Consider the following 21,128-nt stretch of genomic DNA (forward strand, 5'->3'; position numbering starts at 1 on the left):
ATCGGTTAAATAATAAATAAAGCAACATGAAAAAAACGGTTATAATCTGCTTCTTATTTTTACTGGCAGGGAGTTTATCGGCACAACAAGGATCGGGAATGAAATTATGGTATGATCGTCCGTCCGGTTTATGGGTCGAAGCGCTGCCTCTTGGTAACGGGCGTATCGGAGCCATGGTATATGGAAATCCAGTTAATGAAGAATTCCAATTGAATGAAGAAACAATATGGGGAGGTTCTCCCTATAATAATACCAATCCTTTGGCTAAAAATGCTTTGCCGCAAATCCGGCAACTGATATTCGAAGGACAAAACATGAAGGCCCAGGAGTTGTGCGGTCCGGCTATATGTACGACGGGAGCTAACGGGATGCCTTATCAGACCGTAGGTTCGTTACATCTGGACTTCGAAGGAGTGGATTCATACAATGATTACTATCGTGAGCTCGATATTGAAAAAGCAGTGGCAAAAACGACTTTCTTGGTAAATGGAGTTAAATATATTCGTGAAGCTTTTACTTCTTTTACAGACCAATTGTTGATAATAAGGTTGACCGCATCTGAAAAGAATAAAATAAGCTTTACAACCCGTTTTACCAGCCCGTATAAAGACGCGGTAAAAAGCATCGACAATAAAATGGTACGGTTGGATGCAAAAACATCCGACACTGAAGGAATCAAAGGAAAGGTATGTTTCACTTCACTGGTCAGGATAGATAATGACGGCGGAAAACAGGAGGTCTTGTCTGACAGCACCCTGAAAGTGAGCGATGCCAACAGTGTGATTATTTATGTATCGACAGGTACTAATTTTAAAAACTATAAAGACATATCGGGTGATTCCGAAAAAGCGGCAAAAGATTATTTGAAGAATGCCGGAAAAAAATCATTCGAAAAATATATGGCAGATCATTCTGCGTATTACGGTAAATATTTCAACCGTGTTTCACTTGATCTGGGAATGAACGGGCAGGCTTTAAAGACTACTGATATAAGGATAAAAGAATTTGCCCATACATTCGATCCCCAGATGGCCGCACTATACTTTCAGTTTGGCAGATACCTGCTGATATGTTCGTCTCAACCGGGAGGACAGGCCGCCAATTTACAGGGAATCTGGAATTATCAACTCAAGGCGCCCTGGGACGGGAAATATACCACCGACATAAATGTCGAGATGAACTATTGGCCGGCGGAAGTAACCAATCTGGTCGAGATGCATGAACCTTTCCTCCAGCTTGTAAAAGACGTTTCGAAAACAGGCAGGGAGAGTGCGGCTATGTATGGTTGCCGGGGATGGACTTTACATCACAATACGGACATTTGGCGTTCGACAGGAGCGATAGATGGTCCGAGATATGGTGTGTGGCCTACATGTAACGCTTGGTTTTGCCAACATTTATGGGACAGATATTTGTTTTCGGGAAATAATGACTATCTCAAATCCGTATATCCTATGATGAAGGGCGCTTGTGAATTTTATTTGGATTTTCTAATCAAAGAACCTGATAATGGCTGGTTGGTAGTCGCACCTTCATATTCTCCCGAAAACGCTCCTAATGTGGATGGGAAAAGAGATTGGGTGATAACCGCAGGATGTACAATGGATAATCAGATGGTCTTCGACCTGTTTTCAAATACGATACAGGCTGCTTCAATATTATCTGAAAACGGATCTTTTATTGATTCTCTGAAAAATGTAGTAAAACAATTGCCGCCTATGCAAATAGGGAATTGGGGGCAATTGCAGGAATGGATGTATGATTGGGACAACCCTAACGATCATCATCGTCATATATCTCATTTGTGGGGACTCTATCCGGGTTATCAGATTTCGAAATATCAGGATTCCGCCTTGTTCGAAGCTGCAAAAACTTCCCTGATACACCGGGGAGATGCTTCTACCGGATGGTCGATGGGATGGAAAGTTTGCCTTTGGGCAAGGTTGCTCGACGGAAATCACGCATATAAACTCATTGAAGATCAGTTGAAACCGACAGTCGAAGAGAAAGGGCAAAACGGGGGAACATATCCTAATCTGTTCGACGCACATCCACCGTTTCAAATCGATGGCAATTTCGGTTGTACGGCAGGCATTGCCGAGATGTTAGTACAAAGCCATGCTGGAGCTGTACACTTACTTCCGGCATTACCGGATGCATGGACAGTTGGGACTGTAAAGGGATTGAGATGCCGCGGAGGCTTTGAGTTGGAAGAACTGGCTTGGGAAAATGGAAAGGTGAAAAAGGTTGTTATCAGGTCCAATATTGGAGGCACATTGCGAATATGCAGCAGAGAAAGCCTGAGAATGAAAGGACAATCCCTGGATAATACGCAATCCGTATTATCTGTTAATCCGCTGTTAGCGACACAAGATGTAAAGAAGCCGTTGATAGCGGATAACGCATCTGTTACGGCCACGTTTCCATATCCGGAATTCCTTTATGATATTGAAACGGAAAAAGGGAAAATTTATGAATTTGAATATAATCAATAAAAATAGAAAATGAGGAATTATTTGTATAAACTATTTTGTATCATATTTTTATTATTCTTTGCAATATTACTGATTCCGGAAAGGTTTACCGCGTCCCTTAATGCCGGAAACAGATATAAATACCTTTATGAAGGCTTGCCCTTCGAAATGCCGTTTATTGACCACCCTCAATTTCCGCCGAATGAAGTTAATTTAAAGGACTATGGCGGTATTGCTGATGGTATGTATATCAATACGGAGGTCTTTGAAAAAGCATTCAAGGCTTTATCTGAAAAGGGTGGAGGAACATTAATTGTTCCATCGGGAATATGGTTTACCGGACCTATTGTTTTCCGGTCCAATATTAATCTTCACCTTGAAAAAGGAGCTTTGATACTTTTTTCATCCGATTTTAATTTGTACCCACTGGTGAAAACCGTATATGAGGGTTTGGATACATATCGTTGTCAGTCACCTGTTTCGGGTCGTAATTTAGAAAATATAGCTATTACTGGAGAAGGTTCGATAAATGGTTCGGGGGAGGCTTGGCGGCCGTTGAAAAAGGATAAGGTAACTGAATCTCACTGGAATAAAGTTGTCGGGGCGGGAGGAGTACTGAAAGATTCGAATTATTGGTTCCCGAGTGAAAAATCACTTTTGGGTGAATCTTTAAATGCCAATACGCCTAATGGACGATTCTCGGATGAAGACCGGCTATCTTTCAAAGATTATCTTAGGCCTGTAATGCTTAGTTTTATTGAATGTAAGAATGTATTGCTGGAAGGCGTTCTTTTCGAAAACTCACCCAGTTGGAATATTCACCCGTTGATGTGCGAGAATGTTATTATTGATAATATAACGGTAAGGAATCCGGCTTATTCACAAAACGGAGATGGTATAGACCTTGAATCGTGTGTAAATTCGATCATCGTAGACTGTGTATTTGATGTTGGAGATGATGCGATATGTATCAAGTCGGGGAAAGATGAAGATGGACGCAGGCGTGCGCGTCCGGCGGTTAATCTGATTGTCGACAATTGTAAAGTTTTTAAAGGGCACGGAGGTTTTGTTGTCGGTAGCGAAATGTCGGGAGGAGTACGGAATATATCAGTTTCGAATTGCCAGTTTCTGGGGACGGATGTCGGTTTGAGATTTAAGGCCAATAGGGGTAGAGGCGGCGTGGTGGAAAACATTTATATCAATAATATCAATATGTTTAATATTGCTACCGAGTCTTTTCTTTTCGATTTATATTACGGTGACAAATCTAATCCGGATGATATTCCTCCGGTTGACGAAACAACTCCGGTATTCAGGAACATTTATGTGAAAAATTTGATTTCACGCAATGCTAAACGCGCCATGTTCTTTAATGGATTACCAGAGATGAATATAAATAATATCCATGTGGAAAATGTGGTTATCACAGCGGTTACAGGTGCAGAGCTATCCGAGTTGGAGCGTATCAAATTGACGAATATCGAGATAATACCGGAGACAGGCCCTGCTTTAATTCTGAATAATGTGAAGGATATGCAGGTAAATGGCTTTAAATATCCCGAACAGTTAACTGAAGCTGTACGCATTACTGGTAATAAGAATAAGACAATACAATTACCAAAGGCTATAAATAAAAATAATATTGTGGAGAACTTAAAATAACTAGAAGATGAAATATGCATTTATAGGGTTGTTTTTACTTTTATCTCTTTGCTCATGCAGTGCACAGAAAAACTATGAAAAAATGGCAGATTCAGAGATGAGACGTAATCCGGAAGCCTGGATGATCGATTTTTCCAAAACTCCCGGATGGAATTATTGTCATGGACTGGAGATGCAGTCTATCCTGCAGGTATGGAAAAGGACGGGCAGTTCACGATACTATGATTATGTCTATGAATATGCGGATATGATGATTAATGATGAAGGTAAAATAAAGACATATAAACCGGAGGAATACAATATAGACCGGATAAATACTGGGAAAATACTATTTCCACTGCTGGAAAAAACCAGAGAGGAACGGTTTTGCAAAGCTTTGACCTTGCTTCGTAGTCAGATGAATACACATCCGCGAACTACAAATGGAAGTTTTTGGCACAAAAAAATATACCAACATCAGGTTTGGCTGGACGGACTATATATGGCTTGCCCTTTTTTGGTACAATACGCTGTACAGTTTGATGAGCCGGCTTTGTTTGATGATGTCGCTTTGCAGATAATCGATGTACACAGGCATATGTATGATAAAAAAACAGGCTTATATTATCACGGATGGGATGAAAGCCGCCAACAGAGATGGGCGGATCCCCGAACCGGATTGTCTCCTAATTTTTGGTCGAGAAGTATCGGTTGGTATATGATGTCGGTAGTAGATGCGCTTGATTTTATTCCTAAGGATCATAAACAACGTCAGGAAATAATTTCTATTTTAAAAAATCTTTCACAATCCCTTGAAAAATTTAGGGATAAAGAAACAGGTATGTGGTACCAGGTGACCAATCAACTTGGAAGAGAGGGTAACTATCTCGAATCGACCGGATCTATCATGTTTATATATTCTTGGATTAAGGGGGCGCAGAAAGGTTATCTCGACAATGGCTATTTACAGAAGGGAATAGATGCTTATGATAAATATATCGAAAGATTTATCCGGAAAGATGCTGGTGGTGAATTGTCTGTAACCGACTGCTGTGCAGTTTCCGGTCTGGGTGGCGAGAAGGTTTACAGGGACGGGAGTTTCGAATACTATATTTCCGAACCTATACGGGACAATGATCCTAAGGCGGTAAGCCCTTTTATTATGGCTAGCATATTATTAGATAGGTAATACTTATGAGAAAATATTAGTGTGTTAATGTAAAATTAAATACTTCACTAAAAAGCAGAATCGAACAAGATAAAAATATTCGTAACGCGCAAAAAATTCCATACTTTAATAAATATAGGTGTTTAGTCCACCCTCGTCAGACTATCGTATATATTCTAATAGGCTTTCACCATGTATTTAATGAGCTAGTCAAAGATTGTGTCTATTACATCTACTCATTGAGACAACTTTGGCGCCTTTCTTTTGAAATGTAGTGATGTGTTCCGCATAGTCAAGTTTTGATATTCATTATATGATGATATAGTTCTGGCAAGCATTTCCCCCTACTGGACTTCACTTGTTCCAAGTTTGGATAATCTTTTTTCAAGAGCTTTTATAGGTGGTATTTTTTATTTTCCAAATTGTCTGATAAATTTTCTTAAACCCTGTCAATGTAGGAAAAGAAAACCTCAGCTTTCTAGCCGGAATTAATGCCAAAGGATTTATTCTTTGACCTTTTAGCCTGAAAAACTTGTTCTGTATTATGTTTTGTTAATTCCAATTTAACACTCTATAAATTCCAAATTATCATCATGAAATAAAACCAGATCATATTAATATTGCGTTATGCTTGTAAAAGTTTATCATTAAACCAAATTACCTAAAGAATAAAAACATAATTAGATGCCATGTCTTTAAACAAATTTCATCTGTTAGTTCTCCTTCTACTTTTATCCCTGTCAACATTCGGGCAGGATTCCCTGAAATACGATATTGTTGTCGACCGCAACGGCTGGGGCGATTACAGAAACCTGCAAGAAGCCGTAGAATCTGTCAGAGCCTTCAATCCGGCAGGAATAACCACTATATTTATTATGGACGGAGTGTATAAAGAGAAGGTGGAAATACCGACTCATATATGCAATTTGAGGATAATAGGACAAAGCATCGAAAACACGGTGGTCAACTTTGACGACCATGCCAACATCAACAAGATGGGGACATTCAGGACTTATACATTCCTTATACGCGGCAATGATATCAGCATGGAAAACCTGACCATCGAAAATTCCTCGCTTCCATTGGGGCAGGCTGTAGCATTGCATGTGGAGGGGGATCGCATCATATTCCGCAAATGCCGTTTTTTAGGCCATCAGGATACGATATATACAGGGAAAGAAGCTTCCCGTATCTATTTTGAGAACTGTTACATCGAGGGGACTACCGATTTCATTTTCGGCCCGTCCACATGCTGGTTCGAATGTTGTGAGGTACATTGCAAGAAAAATTCTTATATAACAGCGGCAAGTACATCTCAGCATATTGAGTTTGGTTATATATTTAACAACTGCAAAATTACAGTAGGCAAAGACGTAAACAGGATGTATTTGGGGCGCCCATGGAGGGCTTATGCCATGACTTTGTTTATGAATACTGAATTACCCGAAGGTGTCAGGCCCGAAGGATGGCACAACTGGGGAAAAGAAGAGAATGAAAAAACAGCACGGTATATGGAATACAACAACACCGGTGTGGGATCAAAAACCGGGAACCGTGTGGAATGGGTAAAAATACTTACTAGCGAAGAAGCCCGGAAATATACTGTAGAAAACGTAATGAAAGGTTCCGACAACTGGAATCCCTTAGTAAATAAAAAATACAAATATTGATTATGAAACGACTAACAGCGTTAACTATCTTATCCCTGTGCTTTCTGATTATGCAAGGAAAGATTTATAACATGCAGGATATGGGTGCAGACACAACAGGGGCAAAAGCATGTACGGCCTTGATCAACAATACAATCAGGAAAGCGGCACAGGAAGGTGGTGGCACTATTTATTTCCCTGCCGGACAATACCTTACGGCAGCAATACATATGGAAAGTAATATTACAATAGAAATTGAAGCAGGGGCAACGTTGAAATTTTCAACTAACTTCGAAGACTACCTCCCTTTTGTCAGGATGCGTTGGGAGGGTGTGTTCATGAACAGCCTGTCACCTTTATTCTATGCCCGTAATGTGGAAAATATAACCATTAAAGGACGGGGAATAATAGACGGGCAGGGACATACATGGTGGGCTGAATCGAGGCGTATTATTGACGAAATAAATAACAACGGAAAAACATTATCGACAAATTCATTCCAGCAGAAATGGCTCGATGCCAACAAAGGCATAAAAGTTTCGCCATATTATGAAAAGTCGCTTGAACGCAAATTCTTCCGTCCACCGTTCATACAGTTCCTCGAATGTAAGAACATTTTGATAGAGGGCATTACAATCCAAAATTCTCCGTTCTGGACTATCAATCCCGAAGGCTGCGACAACATTGTCATCACGGGCGTAACAGTGTACAATCCGTGGGCTAATCCCAAAGGACACAATACAGATGGCATAAACCCTTCTTCGTGCCGCAATGTCCGCATATCGGATTGTTTTATCAGTGTCGGGGACGACTGCATCACCATCAAGTCGGGACGGGATGAAGACGGCCGGATTTACGGCAGGCCTTGCGAAAACATTACAGTTACCAATTGTGTAATGCTGACAGGGCACGGAGGCGTTGTTATCGGCAGCGAAATGTCAGGTAGTATAAAAAAAGTAACAATATCCAACTGCGTATTTAACGGTACGGATGCAGGCATTCGTTTAAAGGCGTCACGCGGACGTGGAGGTGTGGTAGAGGAAATAAGGGTGAATAATATCATAATGAACGATATTCAGCGCAATGCTTTCATCTTCGACCTGTTCTACGATAAAGAATCACAGGCTGAGCCTGTCAGCGAACGCACCCCGGTGTTCCGCAATATTCATATAAGCGATGTAACAGGGAGCAATATAAAAAAGATCGGATATATTACAGGTATTGATGAGATGCCTGCCGACGAAATATCATTTTCAAATATCAACATGACCGCAATTGAAGGCTTTACCGTAAAAACGGCATCCAACATACATTTCCACAATGTGGATTTTTCATCTGAAAAGGGTAGTCCTTTTTCTTTCTCCGACACAAAGAATATTATACTCGACAATGTCCGTTCAAAAAAGCCTTTGCCTAACCAGCCTGTAATCTTGTTTGACAATGTGGAGAACACACTCGTCAACAACTGTTTCCAACTGACACCCGCCGATATTTTTTATTCGGCAAAAAACAGCAATATCATATGGGGCAACAATTTCATGCAAAATGTAAAAACCATCGAAGCAGGGCAATAATATGAAAACAGCCGTATTTTTTATATCATTATTATATAGCATTTCATTTTATCCTGAAAAACTCTTTTAATATTGCATTTATTATAGATTTTCGAAAAAATATGACCCAAATCTACTTTCTTAATCACAAGAGAAACTATCAGAACGAAATAAACCAATGGAATATACTGATAATAATGCTGTTTATAAAGATGTACATATATTTCTCGAAACGGCATCCGGAACATTTCTGTCCGAGATACTGATAAATACTGTGGTATTCAGCTTTTACAATAACAATTTAAAGGTACTTTTACTCCAAACCGGGGAAGGCTGCTGTTATTTTTTGCCTGAGGGATATATTTCTTGTCTTTTTCATATTAATCCTGATTTCTTCAAAACTTTTTGCTGCGTATGCTTTTTTATGGATGTAGTTTTGTAAAGTTTGTGAAGGTTGGGGAGTTAACGAAGTGATTTTGTGAACTTCCTTTTTTGTTTAGGCTGGGTTTAGGGATTGTTTAAATTTTATTTATTCCGTTTTTTTAGATAAAAAGAGGCTGCGGGTTATATAGGATTGATGCGAGAGTGAAGTTGTAAGTATTTTCTCGTATATTTTTGCACAGACTGCTGGTCGCTTACTTTTAAATGATTAATAGCGATTTAAATAATAATCCGTATATGGAAACCATATGGTAAAAAATCCTTTCTAAATAAAAACCGGCGTCTTACGAGGTTTATTGGAACTTTCAGTAAAACGCCGGGGTGTTATAACCTAAGGAAGATACTCCTTCAGTTGGCTATCTTTCCTCAAACCCATCTGTTTGATTTTCCTTACTTTGTATCCCTTCCTTGACAGCTTTTTCGATAGCTTCCCTGCGTTGCCTGCGCAAATACTCCGATTGATGGTTCCCCGTCATAACCAAGGCAGGCGGGACATCACCGAATCCGGATTTATACTTATCCAATTGAGTAGCCATTTCTTTTGCTTTCGAAGGATTCTTCTTGAAAAGATCGACCCTTTCCGCCGGATCGTTTTTCAGGTTAAACAATAAGGTATCATGGGCTGCCGTGCCTGTCCGCCAGAAGTTACCCTTGATTTCTGCCTGGGGCAATGTGATTTTCCAGTCACCTACCCGCAATCCTGTTACGTCTTTATTATCCCTGAAATAGGCATAAGCATCACTGGCCCGTTTTCCGTTGTTTAGCAGCAGGTCTGACAGGTCGTAACCATCCAGGCGGATATTACCGGGAATATCGACATTACATACATGGGCGATGGTCGGGTACCAGTCCATTGTGGAAATTATATCTTTTCTTTCGACCGGGGTTATCCTTCCTTTCCAATAGGCAATAGACGGTATCCTGACTCCACCCTCGTAACTCGTTGTTTTCCCTTCCCGGAGAGGAAGAGCCTCTCCGCCCAACGGGCCTTCCTGTAACCACGGGCCATTATCGCTGGCAAAAATAATCAGGGTATTTTCCAGTATCCCCTGCTTTTCCAGTTCCTTTACAACCTCGCCCACACTCCAGTCTATTTCAAGTACTGCATCGCCGTAAATCCCTGCCGCCGATTTCCCCCTGAATTCCTCGGAACAGAAGATAGGAACATGCATCATATTATGTGCCAGGTAAAGGAAGAAGGGTTTATCCTTATGTCGTGAAATAAAATCTTTGGCTTCAGCCGTATATTTTTTTGTCATCTGGGACTGGTCTACATGGAAATCTTCCACTTCGTTGCCCCGCAAATACACCTGTGCTCCCATATCGTTGCTGTAAGGAATACCGAAATATTCGTCAAAACCGTTCTGGAGAGGCAAAAACTTATCCCTACTGCCGAGATGCCACTTGCCGACGATTCCCGTGGCATATCCGGCCGGTTTCAGTAATTCGGAGAGAAGAAGCTCTTCCTGTGGAATCCCCGTATAACTGTCCGGATAAAAGACGCCCTGGATTCCCATACGGGCTGGATAGCGCCCCGTAAGTAATGCCGCCCGGGAAGGACTGGATACGGGAGAAGCCGAGTAAGCGTCCGTGAACCTGACCCCTTCCTGTGCCAGGCGGTCGATATGCGGTGTAGACCATTTCTTTTGTCCGTAACAACTGATATCAGAGTAGCCCATATCGTCAAGATAGATAATCACTATATTAGGGCGTTCCTGGGCGTTTACATGTCCTCCTGCCAGGGACAACAGGGAAGTTGTCATCAATATATTCCGTACCTTCATATTTGCCTGTTTCATAGTTACCAAAGATATGATATGACGGATTTTGCAGGTATGGCATATTTGAAGCTGTCTTTTCCGTCATCTATTCTTATCGTTTTACTTTCAGTACTGTTGTTTAGTAACACCACGGCATGCGTGCCGTCGGGATTTTCAAAGGCCGAACTGACCACTTCCGGGTCTGTAAAACCTGTTGTGCCGATCCTGACCGCTCCCGGCTTTATCACTGCGGATAAATGGCCGACAATGTAATAATGTGAATTGAACGATAATGTTTTATAATCGGAAGCAATATCCACGGCGCCAAAGCAGGTCTTGCAGCCGCCGGGACGGTTTGGTCCCCGTTCCGCATCCAGCATTAAGTTCCAGACGATCACTGCGCGGCACCAGTTGTTGACCGTGCCCAGTGCTACATTTTGCATATCTTCCATCAGCCGGACAGACAGGTCTTTCCCGTTGTTCCATGTACCGATGGATGTCTCTGTGAATATCAGTTCCTTATTGGGATACTTGCCGTGTATATCCAGCAACTCCGACCTGCTTCCGCCGTAATTATGATAGGCTGCGCCGACTACGATGTCGTCTACACCTGACTCATATATTCTGGCCGGATAATCATCCTGTTCCCCCATGTTATCATAATTGTAATTGTGGTCGAACAAATAGATCGTGGTTTTCAATCCGGACGATTTCAATGCCGGAACCAGGGCAGAATTCACAAAGTCGCGCTGTTCCTGCCAGCCCATATACAACGAAGCGGAATTACCCCTGTTCAGCGGTTCGTTCTGAGGCGTCACCGCTGTAATAGAGATCCCTTCGGCTGCAAACGCCTGTACCCACTTTATAAAATAAAGGGCATAATCCTGGTAATAAGCCGGATTCAGTTGCCCGCTTGTCCATGAATTGTATGGCTGTAGATCGGCCAGGTTATTAACTTTCATCCAACGCGGACAGGTCCATGGGGAACCCAGTATTTTTATGCCGGGATTTATAGCCAGTATCTCTTTGAGTATGGGCATTACATAATGTGTTTCTTCATTTGTCAGCGTAAAGTTTTCAATACCCGGGACATCACAGCAGGTATATTCGCTCAGTGAAAAGTCAGAACATCCGATAGAGATACGTATATAGCTATATCCCATTCCATCTGTCGGAGAGAATGTATTTTTCAGGAATTTAGCCCTGTCCGCAACAGTCATCTTCAACAGGTTATAACATGTGGAACCCGTTATCGCCGCGCCAAAGCCGTACATTGTCTGGAAGCGCTGCCCGGGATCGAGCTTAATAGCCGGTACAGGCAGGTCACCCGGTGATGAGAAATTGACTTCCAGCTTGCTGAAAGCATATGTCCGGTCGGCCGATGTAAGGTAAATCCTGGCGGCTTTGTTTTCCGGTATGGGATTACCGTTGCTGTTTTCCTGCTCCGACCCTTTACAGGCGGATACTGTCATGCAAACAGCCAGAAAGAGATTCAATAAATTCATGTTTTTTATATTATTATTCATAATCGTTTACTTATCAGGGAAAGGGATATTTCCCCTACAAAATATCCCTTTCAATGGAAATATATCAATATCCCGGATTTTGAGTCAGCAGATCATTTGCATCCAGGATGGCTTTCTGTATCGGGAACTTATAGTGGGTGCGTGTAAACCTGTTCGTAATACGCGAATACGGGTCACGTTCCTTGAAAGAGTTCAACACCTCCTCTACTTTTTCAAGCCGTACCAGATCGTTCCACCGGTGTCCTTCAAATGCCAGTTCCTTGCGGCGTTCTTTCAGCATAGTATTCAATGCGGCCTCTTTATTTGCCATCGCCGGTGCCGTTAAGTCTGACAGGCCGGCACGGTGCCTGATCTGGTTAATGATTCCGGCTGCCCCGGACAGGTCAGGGTTCTGTTTTAATATCAATGCCTCGGCTTTTAGCAATAGGATATCCGCATAGCGGTATTTGATATTGCTGCTGAACGAAGAACGGAATTTATACATGTGCGGGTAATGGCTGGTGGTGTATCCCCAGTTACGCGGCGGTGTAAAACCGAGTTGGGTACCTCCGTAATACACGATTGTCTCGGGATAACGCTTATCGCCGCTTTCACTTTCGTACAGGTCGATCAGTTCATGGGTCGGAAGCACCCAGTTGGCAAATGTAACAGGAGTGAAATTGTCCAGTAACGGGCCGAATATCTGGTTATTAAAGCTGCCCCTGTCACCGGCCGCGGAGAACTGTATTTCGAAGATAGCCTCTTCTGTATTCCGTCTCCTGGCATTTATAGCCGGATTCGCGGGCCCCGGAGGATTTGCCGGATCTTGTAGCTGTACGCCGAATAAGTCGCTGAAATCTCCTGCCAGTGAAAACCCAAGGTCACGTACCTGGTCGCAGTATTGGATAACTTTATCATAGTCCCTGAACGAAGTGTTGTCTGCATAGATCTTGGCCAGTAAAGCACAGGCCAGCCCTTTCGAACAAAGGCCTTTATTGCTGTTGTCCACAGGCGCGTCAGGCAGGGCATCGAGCAGGTCTTTCTCTATCTGCGCATATACTTCATCCTCGGTGTTTTGCTTTGGAAAGTATTTTTCGTACGATTCCCCTATATTTTCGGCAGTGATGTCGCCGGCCTCGATAATAACAACCGAAACGCGCCCCCACAGCAATGCCATATCATAATAAAGCATGGCGCGGTAAATCAGGGCCTCGGCTTTATACTGCCTGCGTTCATCATCAGTAAGTGCAGGGTCAGGGACATTATCTATGTTCGATATCAGCTTATTGGCAAGGGCTATATTTGCCATACGACGGTTCCAGCCACGTTGCAAAGGCGGCTTTGCCATCATATCGGCCACATCATTCTTTTCAAATCCCGGAGGTGCTCCGCCTTCATTCCCTGAATAGGCATTATCTGAGTGTATTTCTGCAAATAAGAGTACATCCTGATAAAAATGCTCGCATTCCTTCAGTGCTATATACATCGATTGCCTGTGTGCAAGAACATCGGCTTTACTGGTAAAGGCCAGTCCCACCTCCGTGCCTTCGGTCACATCCGAGTAAGCGCCGACCGGATCATAATTAAGGGAGCAGGATGATAACAGGATCAAAAGTCCTGCTGTAAAAAACAGCTTATTCCTTTTCATATTATCGTAGTTTAAAATTCAACATTAATACCGAACACGAATGTTTTACTGTATGGATAGGTTCCCCAGTCGATCCCCTGGACACCGCCTGCATCACCCCATTCATTTACTTCAGGATCTGTTCCGGAGTATTTTGTAAATGTAACCATGTTGGTTGCCGTGATGTAAGGCTGTAATCTTGTTATACCGGCCTTTTTCAGGAATTTCCCAGTAATGTTATACGATAACGAGATGTCCTTGATCCGCAGGTAGCTTCCGTCTTTCACATAATAGGATGAGTTGGTGACGGCAGTTCCGGCTTTAGGTATCTTTGTGATATCCCCCGGCTTTTTCCACCGGTTCACCACAGTTGCCGCCTGGTTTCTCTGGGTGGTCATCGATTCGGTTTCTATCTTCGATGCATTGTAAATGTCATTTCCGTAAGAGCCTTGCATAAATATACTGAGGTTGATCCCTTTCCATGAGAATGTATTGGTCATACCTAAAATAAAATCGGGATTCGGGTCGCCTATATAGGTGCGGTCGTCGGGCGTAATGCCTTCTTTCCCGTCCAGGTCTTTGTATTTAAGTTCGCCTGTCTGCGGATCGACACCTTCGCAGATATAACTGTAAAATCCGCCGAGCGGGCGTCCCGGTTCATTACGGACGATATTATCCCTCAGGATTTCGCTGTTGATATAGGCGCCGTAATATACCTGCTGCAGGGCAAGGCTCTCAAGACGGTTCCGGTTAAACGACATGTTAAAGTCGGTCGTCCATGTGAAAGCGCCTTGTAAATTGCGTGAATTGACGGAAAACTCAAATCCTTTATTGGTCATTACCCCTTCATTGCGGATAATGCTGCTGGCTGCCTGTCCTGCCGGGAGGGATACATACATCAGCATATCGGAGGTGCGTTTGTGGTAATAATCCATAGCAACCGTAAGTTTGTTCCCAAAAACAGTGAAGTCGAGTCCTATATCCGTTTGTGAAGTTGTTTCCCATGTCAGGTCCCTGTTCCGCAGGTTGTTTACCGTGATGCCCGGAAGATCGTTGCTATGCCCCTCGATTGTCCAGTCGGAACGGACAATATTATATGTCTGGAGATAAGCATAGTCGCCAACACCTGACTGGTTCCCGGTTTGCCCCCATCCGCCACGGATCTTCAGGTCGTCGAGCCAGGTCATGCCTTCCATGAATTTTTCCGATGAGATACGCCACGCGGCCGAAAAGGAAGGAAAGGTGCCCCAACGGTGATCCGGGTGTAGCTTTGAAGAGCCGTCTTTACGGACATTGGCCGTCAGCAGGTATTTGCTTTCATAGTTATAGGCGGCACGTCCGAAGTAAGACATGATCCCCCATTGCGAGGCGTTGGATCCTGCGTTGTTCCAGGCGATCTTATTGGCGGCATTCAGCGTATGTATATTGCCATTCCGGAAATGGGAGGCATTAACGTAATTTTGCGACCAGTCGGACGTAGTCCGTGATGTACCGGCCATAGCTTCAACGTTGTGTTTACCGAACGATTTATTATAGGTAAGTACATTGTCCAGTACCGTCAGGGTATTGACACTCCGTGTATCCGACCCTGCTCCGTAATCGATCCTGCTCCCGTGAACGCCCGGTTCTTCCTCGATGTAAACCGGAGGACGGAAAGACGTATTCAGCCCGTTGCGTCTGTCCAGCGTAAATTGTGTTTTCAGTGTAAGCTCCGGCAAAAAAGAAATCAGGGAACTTCCCGAAGCGATCAGGCGGTTTTCCTTCGAACGGTTGTTCTTCCCGTTTTCCATGGCTTCTACCGGATTTGTCAGGTTCAGCCCGTTGAAATTACGGTTATAAGCGCCCATTGATTCATCCCATACGGGAGCTCCTGTAGGCAGGTTGATCGCCGACAGTACGAAACCTCCCCGGTTGGCGGGCAATCCGGTAGCTACCCCGTTGCCGGTATAGTCTGAATAGGATATGTTGGTATTGACAGTCAACCACTTGCGTATCTGGTTATCTACCTTTGCCCTGATGCTGTAACGGTTGTAGAAGGTTGAGTTGATAATCCCTTTATTATCCAGGTAACCGGCCGATAAAAAATATTTCATCTTGTCGTTACCGTTAGAAATGGATACCTGGTAGTTTTGAGTATATCCTGTACTGTAAATTTCCTTATACCAGTCCGTTACATCACCTGAGCCATAGGTGGCAAAACCAAGTTCCGACATCAGGTCATCATATTGTGCCGCATTGAGGGATTTTATCTCATTGCTCAGGTTGCTGACGCCTAGCTGTGCGTTAAGAGTCACTTTCGCCTGGTTCTGTACGCCTGACTTGGTGTTGATAATCACTACCCCGTTTGCCGCACGTGATCCGTAAATAGCGGCAGAAGAGGCATCTTTGAGTATCTGCATGCTCTCGATATCGGTAGGTGACAGGAATTTCAGGTTATCCACAGGTACGCCGTCCACTACATAGAGGGGATTGTTGCTGCCGTTAAACGATGTTGTACCGCGTACCCGGACTGTCAGTTCACTGCCGGGAGAACCGTTTGGTTGGGAAACCATCACGCCGGCCGCCTTTCCTTGCATAGCTTGTGCCGCTGAAATGATCGGCCGCTGGTCTATCTCTTTATTCGAAATGGTCGCCACGGCTGTGGTCAGGTCTCCTTTTTTTACTGTTCCGTACCCGATAACCACGACCTCGTCAAGTTCCCTGCTGTTTTCTACAAGAGTTATTTGCAGGTCGCTCTGATTGCCTGTGGTTATCTCCTGCTTCTCAAAACCGATATAAGATATAACCAGCGTGGAACCGGGGCGGGCTTCCAGCGAAAACCTGCCGTCATCATCTGTTATTATTCCTGTTTTACTGCCTTTAATGGTAATACTGGCACCGATAATAGTTTCACCCGATTCGTCTTTCACGATGCCTGAATACTTTTTTTGAGGGATGCCGGCATTTTTTTCCCCTTCTTTATTCTTAGCGTCCGTCAGCATGATCTGTTTATTTGCGCCTACGGAAAAGTTTATATCCGTTCCTTTGAATACCTTGGACAGCGCCGATTCGATACTTTCATTTTTTATATCCACGCTGACTGTCTTATCCAGGTCCAGGTAATCGTCGCTATAGAAAAAGCTGTATCCGCTGCTTTTCTCTATTTGCAGGATAATCTGCTTTATTTTGGTGTTTTTTGCCGAAACCGTAACCTGTGCTAAGGCGGATGCTTGTGTAGCGGCTATCAGGAGGAATAATAGCAGGCAGCCGAGCATTTTATTTTTTCTGTTTTTCATATCTTTATGATAATTAGGGTCTGCTGAAAAACTCAGCAGACCAATTCATATTTAATTCGGTTTGCGTCCGCTATTTCCCGGTTCCGATAACTATTATTGCGTCCATCCGATTTATTAGCGATTATCTCCAACAGCAATGCTGAAAAACTAAACCATAAGTTCTGAATAAGACACGGGAGTGCCATCCCCGCCAATTTGACCAGGTTTAGCACAAGGAAGATGCAGGCAATCCATGATTCGCTTGTTTGTCGGAGTCTGGCTTTGATACGGTTTAAGCCATAACCTGTTTTGGCTTGTCCAAACTTTCCTTCTATTGGATTACGCTCTCCCGGACTTACATGAATTGACATGGGCGAAGGCCTGCCCAGTGGCTTTGCTAAAAGTTTGATGCCTTTTTCCTTGAGCATAACCCGATTGGGACGACTACAGTAAATCTGATCAGCGAGTACTTCGCGGGGGTAGCATCCGAACCGTTCACGATACTTTTCAACATAGTGCTCCATGTGACTTCCCTCGTTAAAAGCATCCCAGGAAAGTTCATCCAGAAACGAGATGCCATCAATAATGGAAACATGTATCTTGGAACCAAACTCTACCTTGGCTTGACTCTTTCCTCTGACTATGGGGCGTACATGAGGTTGATGGATGCTTACTATCCGGTCTTCCACTGTATGCGTCCTGGACTTATACATGTACAACTGTTGATCAAACAAGGTCTGGATAACATACAATATTTCCGATCCTTCTTCTTTAAGGGAAGGTTAGGATAAGCATCCAGCAACCGATGGATAGAATTTATATTCCGCTTGAGATACCCCAATTGAATGCGAACGGAGTTTCTGATCTCTTTCTTGCTCTTTTTCTTCTTCTGGGCTGTCTTCAGATAGCGTTTGCGAGCAACCTTGCGGTAGCTACGCGGCTTTTTATCATGTAACAGATGGGTATAGAGCTGATCAATCAGGTTTTCCGATATTTCACGAGCTTCGTTGAGCAGATTCAAATCCGTTGGATAAGCAATATCCTGTGGACAAGCAGTAGCATCAAAAATGATCCGGCCTTTGTTCGCTGAGCCACCGGATAAGGAATCCTCATCAGGATCAATGCCGGAATCGTCTTTATCCGATTCTTTTTTCACAAACTCCATCCCTGTCTTCAACTGAACAATCCGCTCGTTGATCGCATTGATCGTATCTAGACCCAAGCGTTTTCGTAAATCCACAAACAGTGAAGCATCAAATGGGGCTTCATGGGTGAAGCTACAGTACCCCAGAAAGTATTGCATATAGATGTTTTCCGAAATCTGACTCACTGTCTCCCGATCATCCAAATTGCAAAGATGCTTGATCATTAGAGAACCCAAAACCACACGAGGACTCAATCCCGGTCGACCCGTTGAACTAACCCCTACATGTTTGAGGTAAAGATTGCAAATCTCATCCCAGGGAATCAAATGGGACAATACAACCCAACGGTTTCCCGGATCGAGTTGCTGATCGAATGGATTTTCAAATCCCGATAAAACCAACTGATTCGGACTCGCATAATTGGGACTAAGTGCACGACTTTTGCGCTGTTTCTTCATATATCCTTGCATTTGGAAAAAACAAATATAAGTATTTTCACTCATCCTTAACGAATTATCAGTTTATCAGCAGACCCTAATTAGATGTTGTTGGGATATTTTACTATCTTTGTTATGCAGACAGGGGTATAAGACAACCCGTTGAAGAGTATTTCCTCAATGGCGTTTTATGGATTAAGCTATCGACCCTTTGCATACGAACGGAATAATGCTCCAACATTGTTCCGTTTTTTCATTTTACAGGCAGTTTATGATGTGTTCATGGTTTGGATAAATTTGATAATTATAGGTTCTATTTATTACGGATAATTACGGTCGTGTCATTTTCCAGTGAATACCGGATTGGGGAAACAAAAGCAATCAACTGTAGTACACCTTCCAGGTTGTTGTTTTTAACCGTTCCCGAAAAGCGGATGTTTTTCAGATCATCGGAGGCAAAATGTATCCGGACATTATACATCCGTTCCAGTGTCTTGGCTATATTTTCCAGCCGTTCCTGCTCGAATGCGAGCTGGTTATTGACCCATGAAGAATTTTTCTCCGCATCCGGCATTATGCTTTTGGTAAACGCGCTGTTATCCTTGTTAAAAGTCAGTTTTTCGTTCGGCTCCAATATGGCCGATTGAAATGGTGAATTTACCCGGATGCTGCCTTCTATCAGTGTTGCGGCGATATAATTATCATCGGGGTAAGCCTTGACATCAAAGCTTGTTCCCAGCGCTTCGATAGAAATTTCATTGGCCCTTACAATAAAAGGCCGGGCCTTATCCTTGCTTACTTGAAAATAGGCTTCTCCTTGCAGGTAAACGACACGTTCCTTCTTATTGTATGTGCCATCATAGGTCAACGAACTGGCGGAATTGAGCCATACATCAGTACCGTCCGGCAGTTGCATTTTCGCTTTTTGCCCGGTCTCTACCTGTATCGTCATTTTATTACTACCCTGTACCGGTTTGCTTCCGGAATAGAAATATCCCAGTCCTATGCAAAGTAACGGCACCAGTATCGAAGCGGCTATGCGCAGGTATTTTTTCCAAACGGTGCGCTGTACCGGCACCGGTAAAACGTCAGTAGATTCAGGGCGTATTTGTTCACGTAACTTCAGCCAGATACGGTCTTCCATATCTTTTTCCGGGGAGGAAGCCGCCTGTTCCCATTTTTCATCGTATAAGCCGGAAAGCATATCTTCTGCTTCCGCCTGCATAAGCAGTTCTTTTAAACGGTTAGCTTCCCCGTCGCTTATCTGCCGGCGGAGGAACTTTTCTATCAATATGGTTAATTCGTTTTCCATTAAATTTCTACTGTATATAACTTATATATACGTGAGAGGGAATTTTATTAACAGCAGGATTGAAATTTAACGTAGTTTAACTTTTGTGTTTGTTTTTATTGGAAATAAATGCAGGCTAGTAGAGCGATGTAATTTTTTAAGTGTTTGCGGATATAATCCAGCGACCGCCGGATTTGCTGTGCGACATTTTCTTCCGAGATGGAAAGCCTCGCAGCTATTTCCTTGTTGCTCATATCTTCCGTAAAGTGTAGCAAGAATATTTTTTTACGCACTTCGGGGAGATTATCTATCAGACGGAAAATGGTTTCCCCCAGGGAATCGGCATGGATCGCTTCCTCTGTGGAAAGGTCTTCTTCATTCCGGCGCATTTGAAGGATATGGCTTTCATAGCGGTAGGACAGCACCATTTTTTCCGTTTCCCTGAAAACCATATTTTTGGCTATGGCATAGAGGTAAGCTGAAAAATTCTTTTCGGGTACAATATCTTCCCTGTGTTCCCAAACTGACAGGAAAACATTCTGGGTAATATCTTCCGCCAGGGTTTTATCATAAAGCGTATCCGATACGAAATGATAAATTTTCGCATTGTATTTTCTGAAAATGGCTTCGAAGGCTTCTTCATTTCCCTGTTTTAAAGCATATAATACCTTGATATCCATAATGCAACGGTAGATATGTTTAAAAACAAAAGTATATAATTATCCCGATTATTATAATAGATTGGGAACAATTATTTTTTGCTGCGTAGTTTATATAGACAATCCTGTTTCTGGCCTGAGGAAGTGATACATCGTACTGCAAACGGTTTGATGATTGTAATTTTCTTACGGTAAAGCTATAAAGTTTTATTGCGTTCACATATTAAGAACAGGTGTTTTCCTTTTCAAAGGCGAAGTTATCCCGCACCCTTTGAAAGCAAAGCGCCTGCCTTGGAGAAGGCGTATAATATAATTAACCCAAGTTGCCACTTGACAGGAACAGTGAAATATGGCTGCGTCACTTCGACTTGGAATAAGACGGTAACAATTGGAAGCTTAGCATGCAACAATGGTACAATAGGTCTGAGTTCCTATCATGTGGAATAAGCATACGCTGCATAAAGTAGTAAAAAATGCATATCCTATCTATTGCCTAATATCTTTTTCATATTGATTTTAATATC

Annotated in this window: 13 protein-coding genes; 5 read left to right on the forward strand and 8 right to left on the reverse strand. The window is 43.0% G+C overall.

What is annotated here, in order from left to right:
• The first annotated feature begins 26 nt into the window (after positions 1-26).
• From ACYQ3L_RS01510 to ACYQ3L_RS01530, 5 genes are all read left to right on the forward strand, one after another.
• A complete protein-coding gene (locus ACYQ3L_RS01510; RefSeq protein ID WP_379994165.1) occupies positions 27-2,495 on the forward strand; it encodes a glycoside hydrolase family 95 protein in 2,469 nt (822 codons plus the stop codon).
• Positions 2,496-2,504: 9 nt separating this feature from the next.
• Positions 2,505-4,136, forward strand: coding sequence for a glycoside hydrolase family 28 protein (locus ACYQ3L_RS01515; protein ID WP_379994166.1), 1,632 nt, complete (start codon positions 2,505-2,507; stop codon positions 4,134-4,136).
• An 82-nt stretch (positions 4,137-4,218) separates the two neighbouring features.
• Positions 4,219-5,304 carry a glycoside hydrolase family 88/105 protein gene (locus ACYQ3L_RS01520; RefSeq protein WP_459952255.1) on the forward strand — a complete coding sequence of 362 codons (1,086 nt, stop codon included), beginning with the start codon at positions 4,219-4,221 and terminating at the stop codon, positions 5,302-5,304.
• Positions 5,305-5,972: 668 nt separating this feature from the next.
• A complete protein-coding gene (locus ACYQ3L_RS01525) occupies positions 5,973-6,953 on the forward strand; it encodes a pectinesterase family protein (protein WP_379994168.1) in 981 nt (326 codons plus the stop codon).
• 2 nt (positions 6,954-6,955) lie between these two features.
• Positions 6,956-8,506 (forward strand): glycoside hydrolase family 28 protein, encoded by a 1,551-nt coding sequence (locus ACYQ3L_RS01530; RefSeq protein WP_379994169.1) that lies wholly within the window; start codon positions 6,956-6,958, stop codon positions 8,504-8,506.
• 776 nt (positions 8,507-9,282) lie between these two features.
• On the opposite strand, the gene ACYQ3L_RS01535 is transcribed toward ACYQ3L_RS01530, so the two are convergent.
• The 8 genes from ACYQ3L_RS01535 to ACYQ3L_RS01570 all read right to left on the reverse strand — a co-directional run bounded on the left by ACYQ3L_RS01535 (position 9,283) and on the right by ACYQ3L_RS01570 (position 20,625).
• Complete coding sequence (locus ACYQ3L_RS01535) at positions 9,283-10,725, reverse strand: sulfatase family protein (RefSeq protein ID WP_459952256.1); 1,443 nt, start codon at positions 10,723-10,725, stop codon at positions 9,283-9,285.
• Between the two features lie 2 nt (positions 10,726-10,727).
• Positions 10,728-12,191 carry an endo-1,6-beta-glucanase gene (locus ACYQ3L_RS01540; protein WP_380002060.1) on the reverse strand — a complete coding sequence of 488 codons (1,464 nt, stop codon included), beginning with the start codon at positions 12,189-12,191 and terminating at the stop codon, positions 10,728-10,730.
• Positions 12,192-12,276: 85 nt separating this feature from the next.
• A complete protein-coding gene (locus ACYQ3L_RS01545; RefSeq protein ID WP_380002062.1) occupies positions 12,277-13,839 on the reverse strand; it encodes a RagB/SusD family nutrient uptake outer membrane protein in 1,563 nt (520 codons plus the stop codon).
• A gap of 11 nt (positions 13,840-13,850) precedes the next feature.
• Positions 13,851-17,093, reverse strand: a complete 3,243-nt coding sequence (locus tag ACYQ3L_RS01550) for a TonB-dependent receptor (protein WP_459952257.1) — start codon at positions 17,091-17,093, stop codon at positions 13,851-13,853.
• A 32-nt stretch (positions 17,094-17,125) separates the two neighbouring features.
• Positions 17,126-17,785 carry a transposase gene (locus ACYQ3L_RS01555; RefSeq protein WP_459952258.1) on the reverse strand — a complete coding sequence of 220 codons (660 nt, stop codon included), beginning with the start codon at positions 17,783-17,785 and terminating at the stop codon, positions 17,126-17,128.
• A complete protein-coding gene (locus ACYQ3L_RS01560; protein WP_459952259.1) occupies positions 17,746-18,675 on the reverse strand; it encodes a transposase in 930 nt (309 codons plus the stop codon). Before ACYQ3L_RS01560 ends, ACYQ3L_RS01555 begins: the two co-directional genes overlap by 40 nt.
• A gap of 292 nt (positions 18,676-18,967) precedes the next feature.
• Entirely contained in the window at positions 18,968-19,966 is a 999-nt protein-coding gene (locus ACYQ3L_RS01565) for a FecR family protein (protein ID WP_380002010.1), read from the reverse strand.
• Between the two features lie 95 nt (positions 19,967-20,061).
• Entirely contained in the window at positions 20,062-20,625 is a 564-nt protein-coding gene (locus tag ACYQ3L_RS01570) for an RNA polymerase sigma factor (protein ID WP_380002012.1), read from the reverse strand.
• Positions 20,626-21,128 lie beyond the last annotated feature (503 nt).

Source organism: Dysgonomonas termitidis (genome assembly GCF_054657735.1).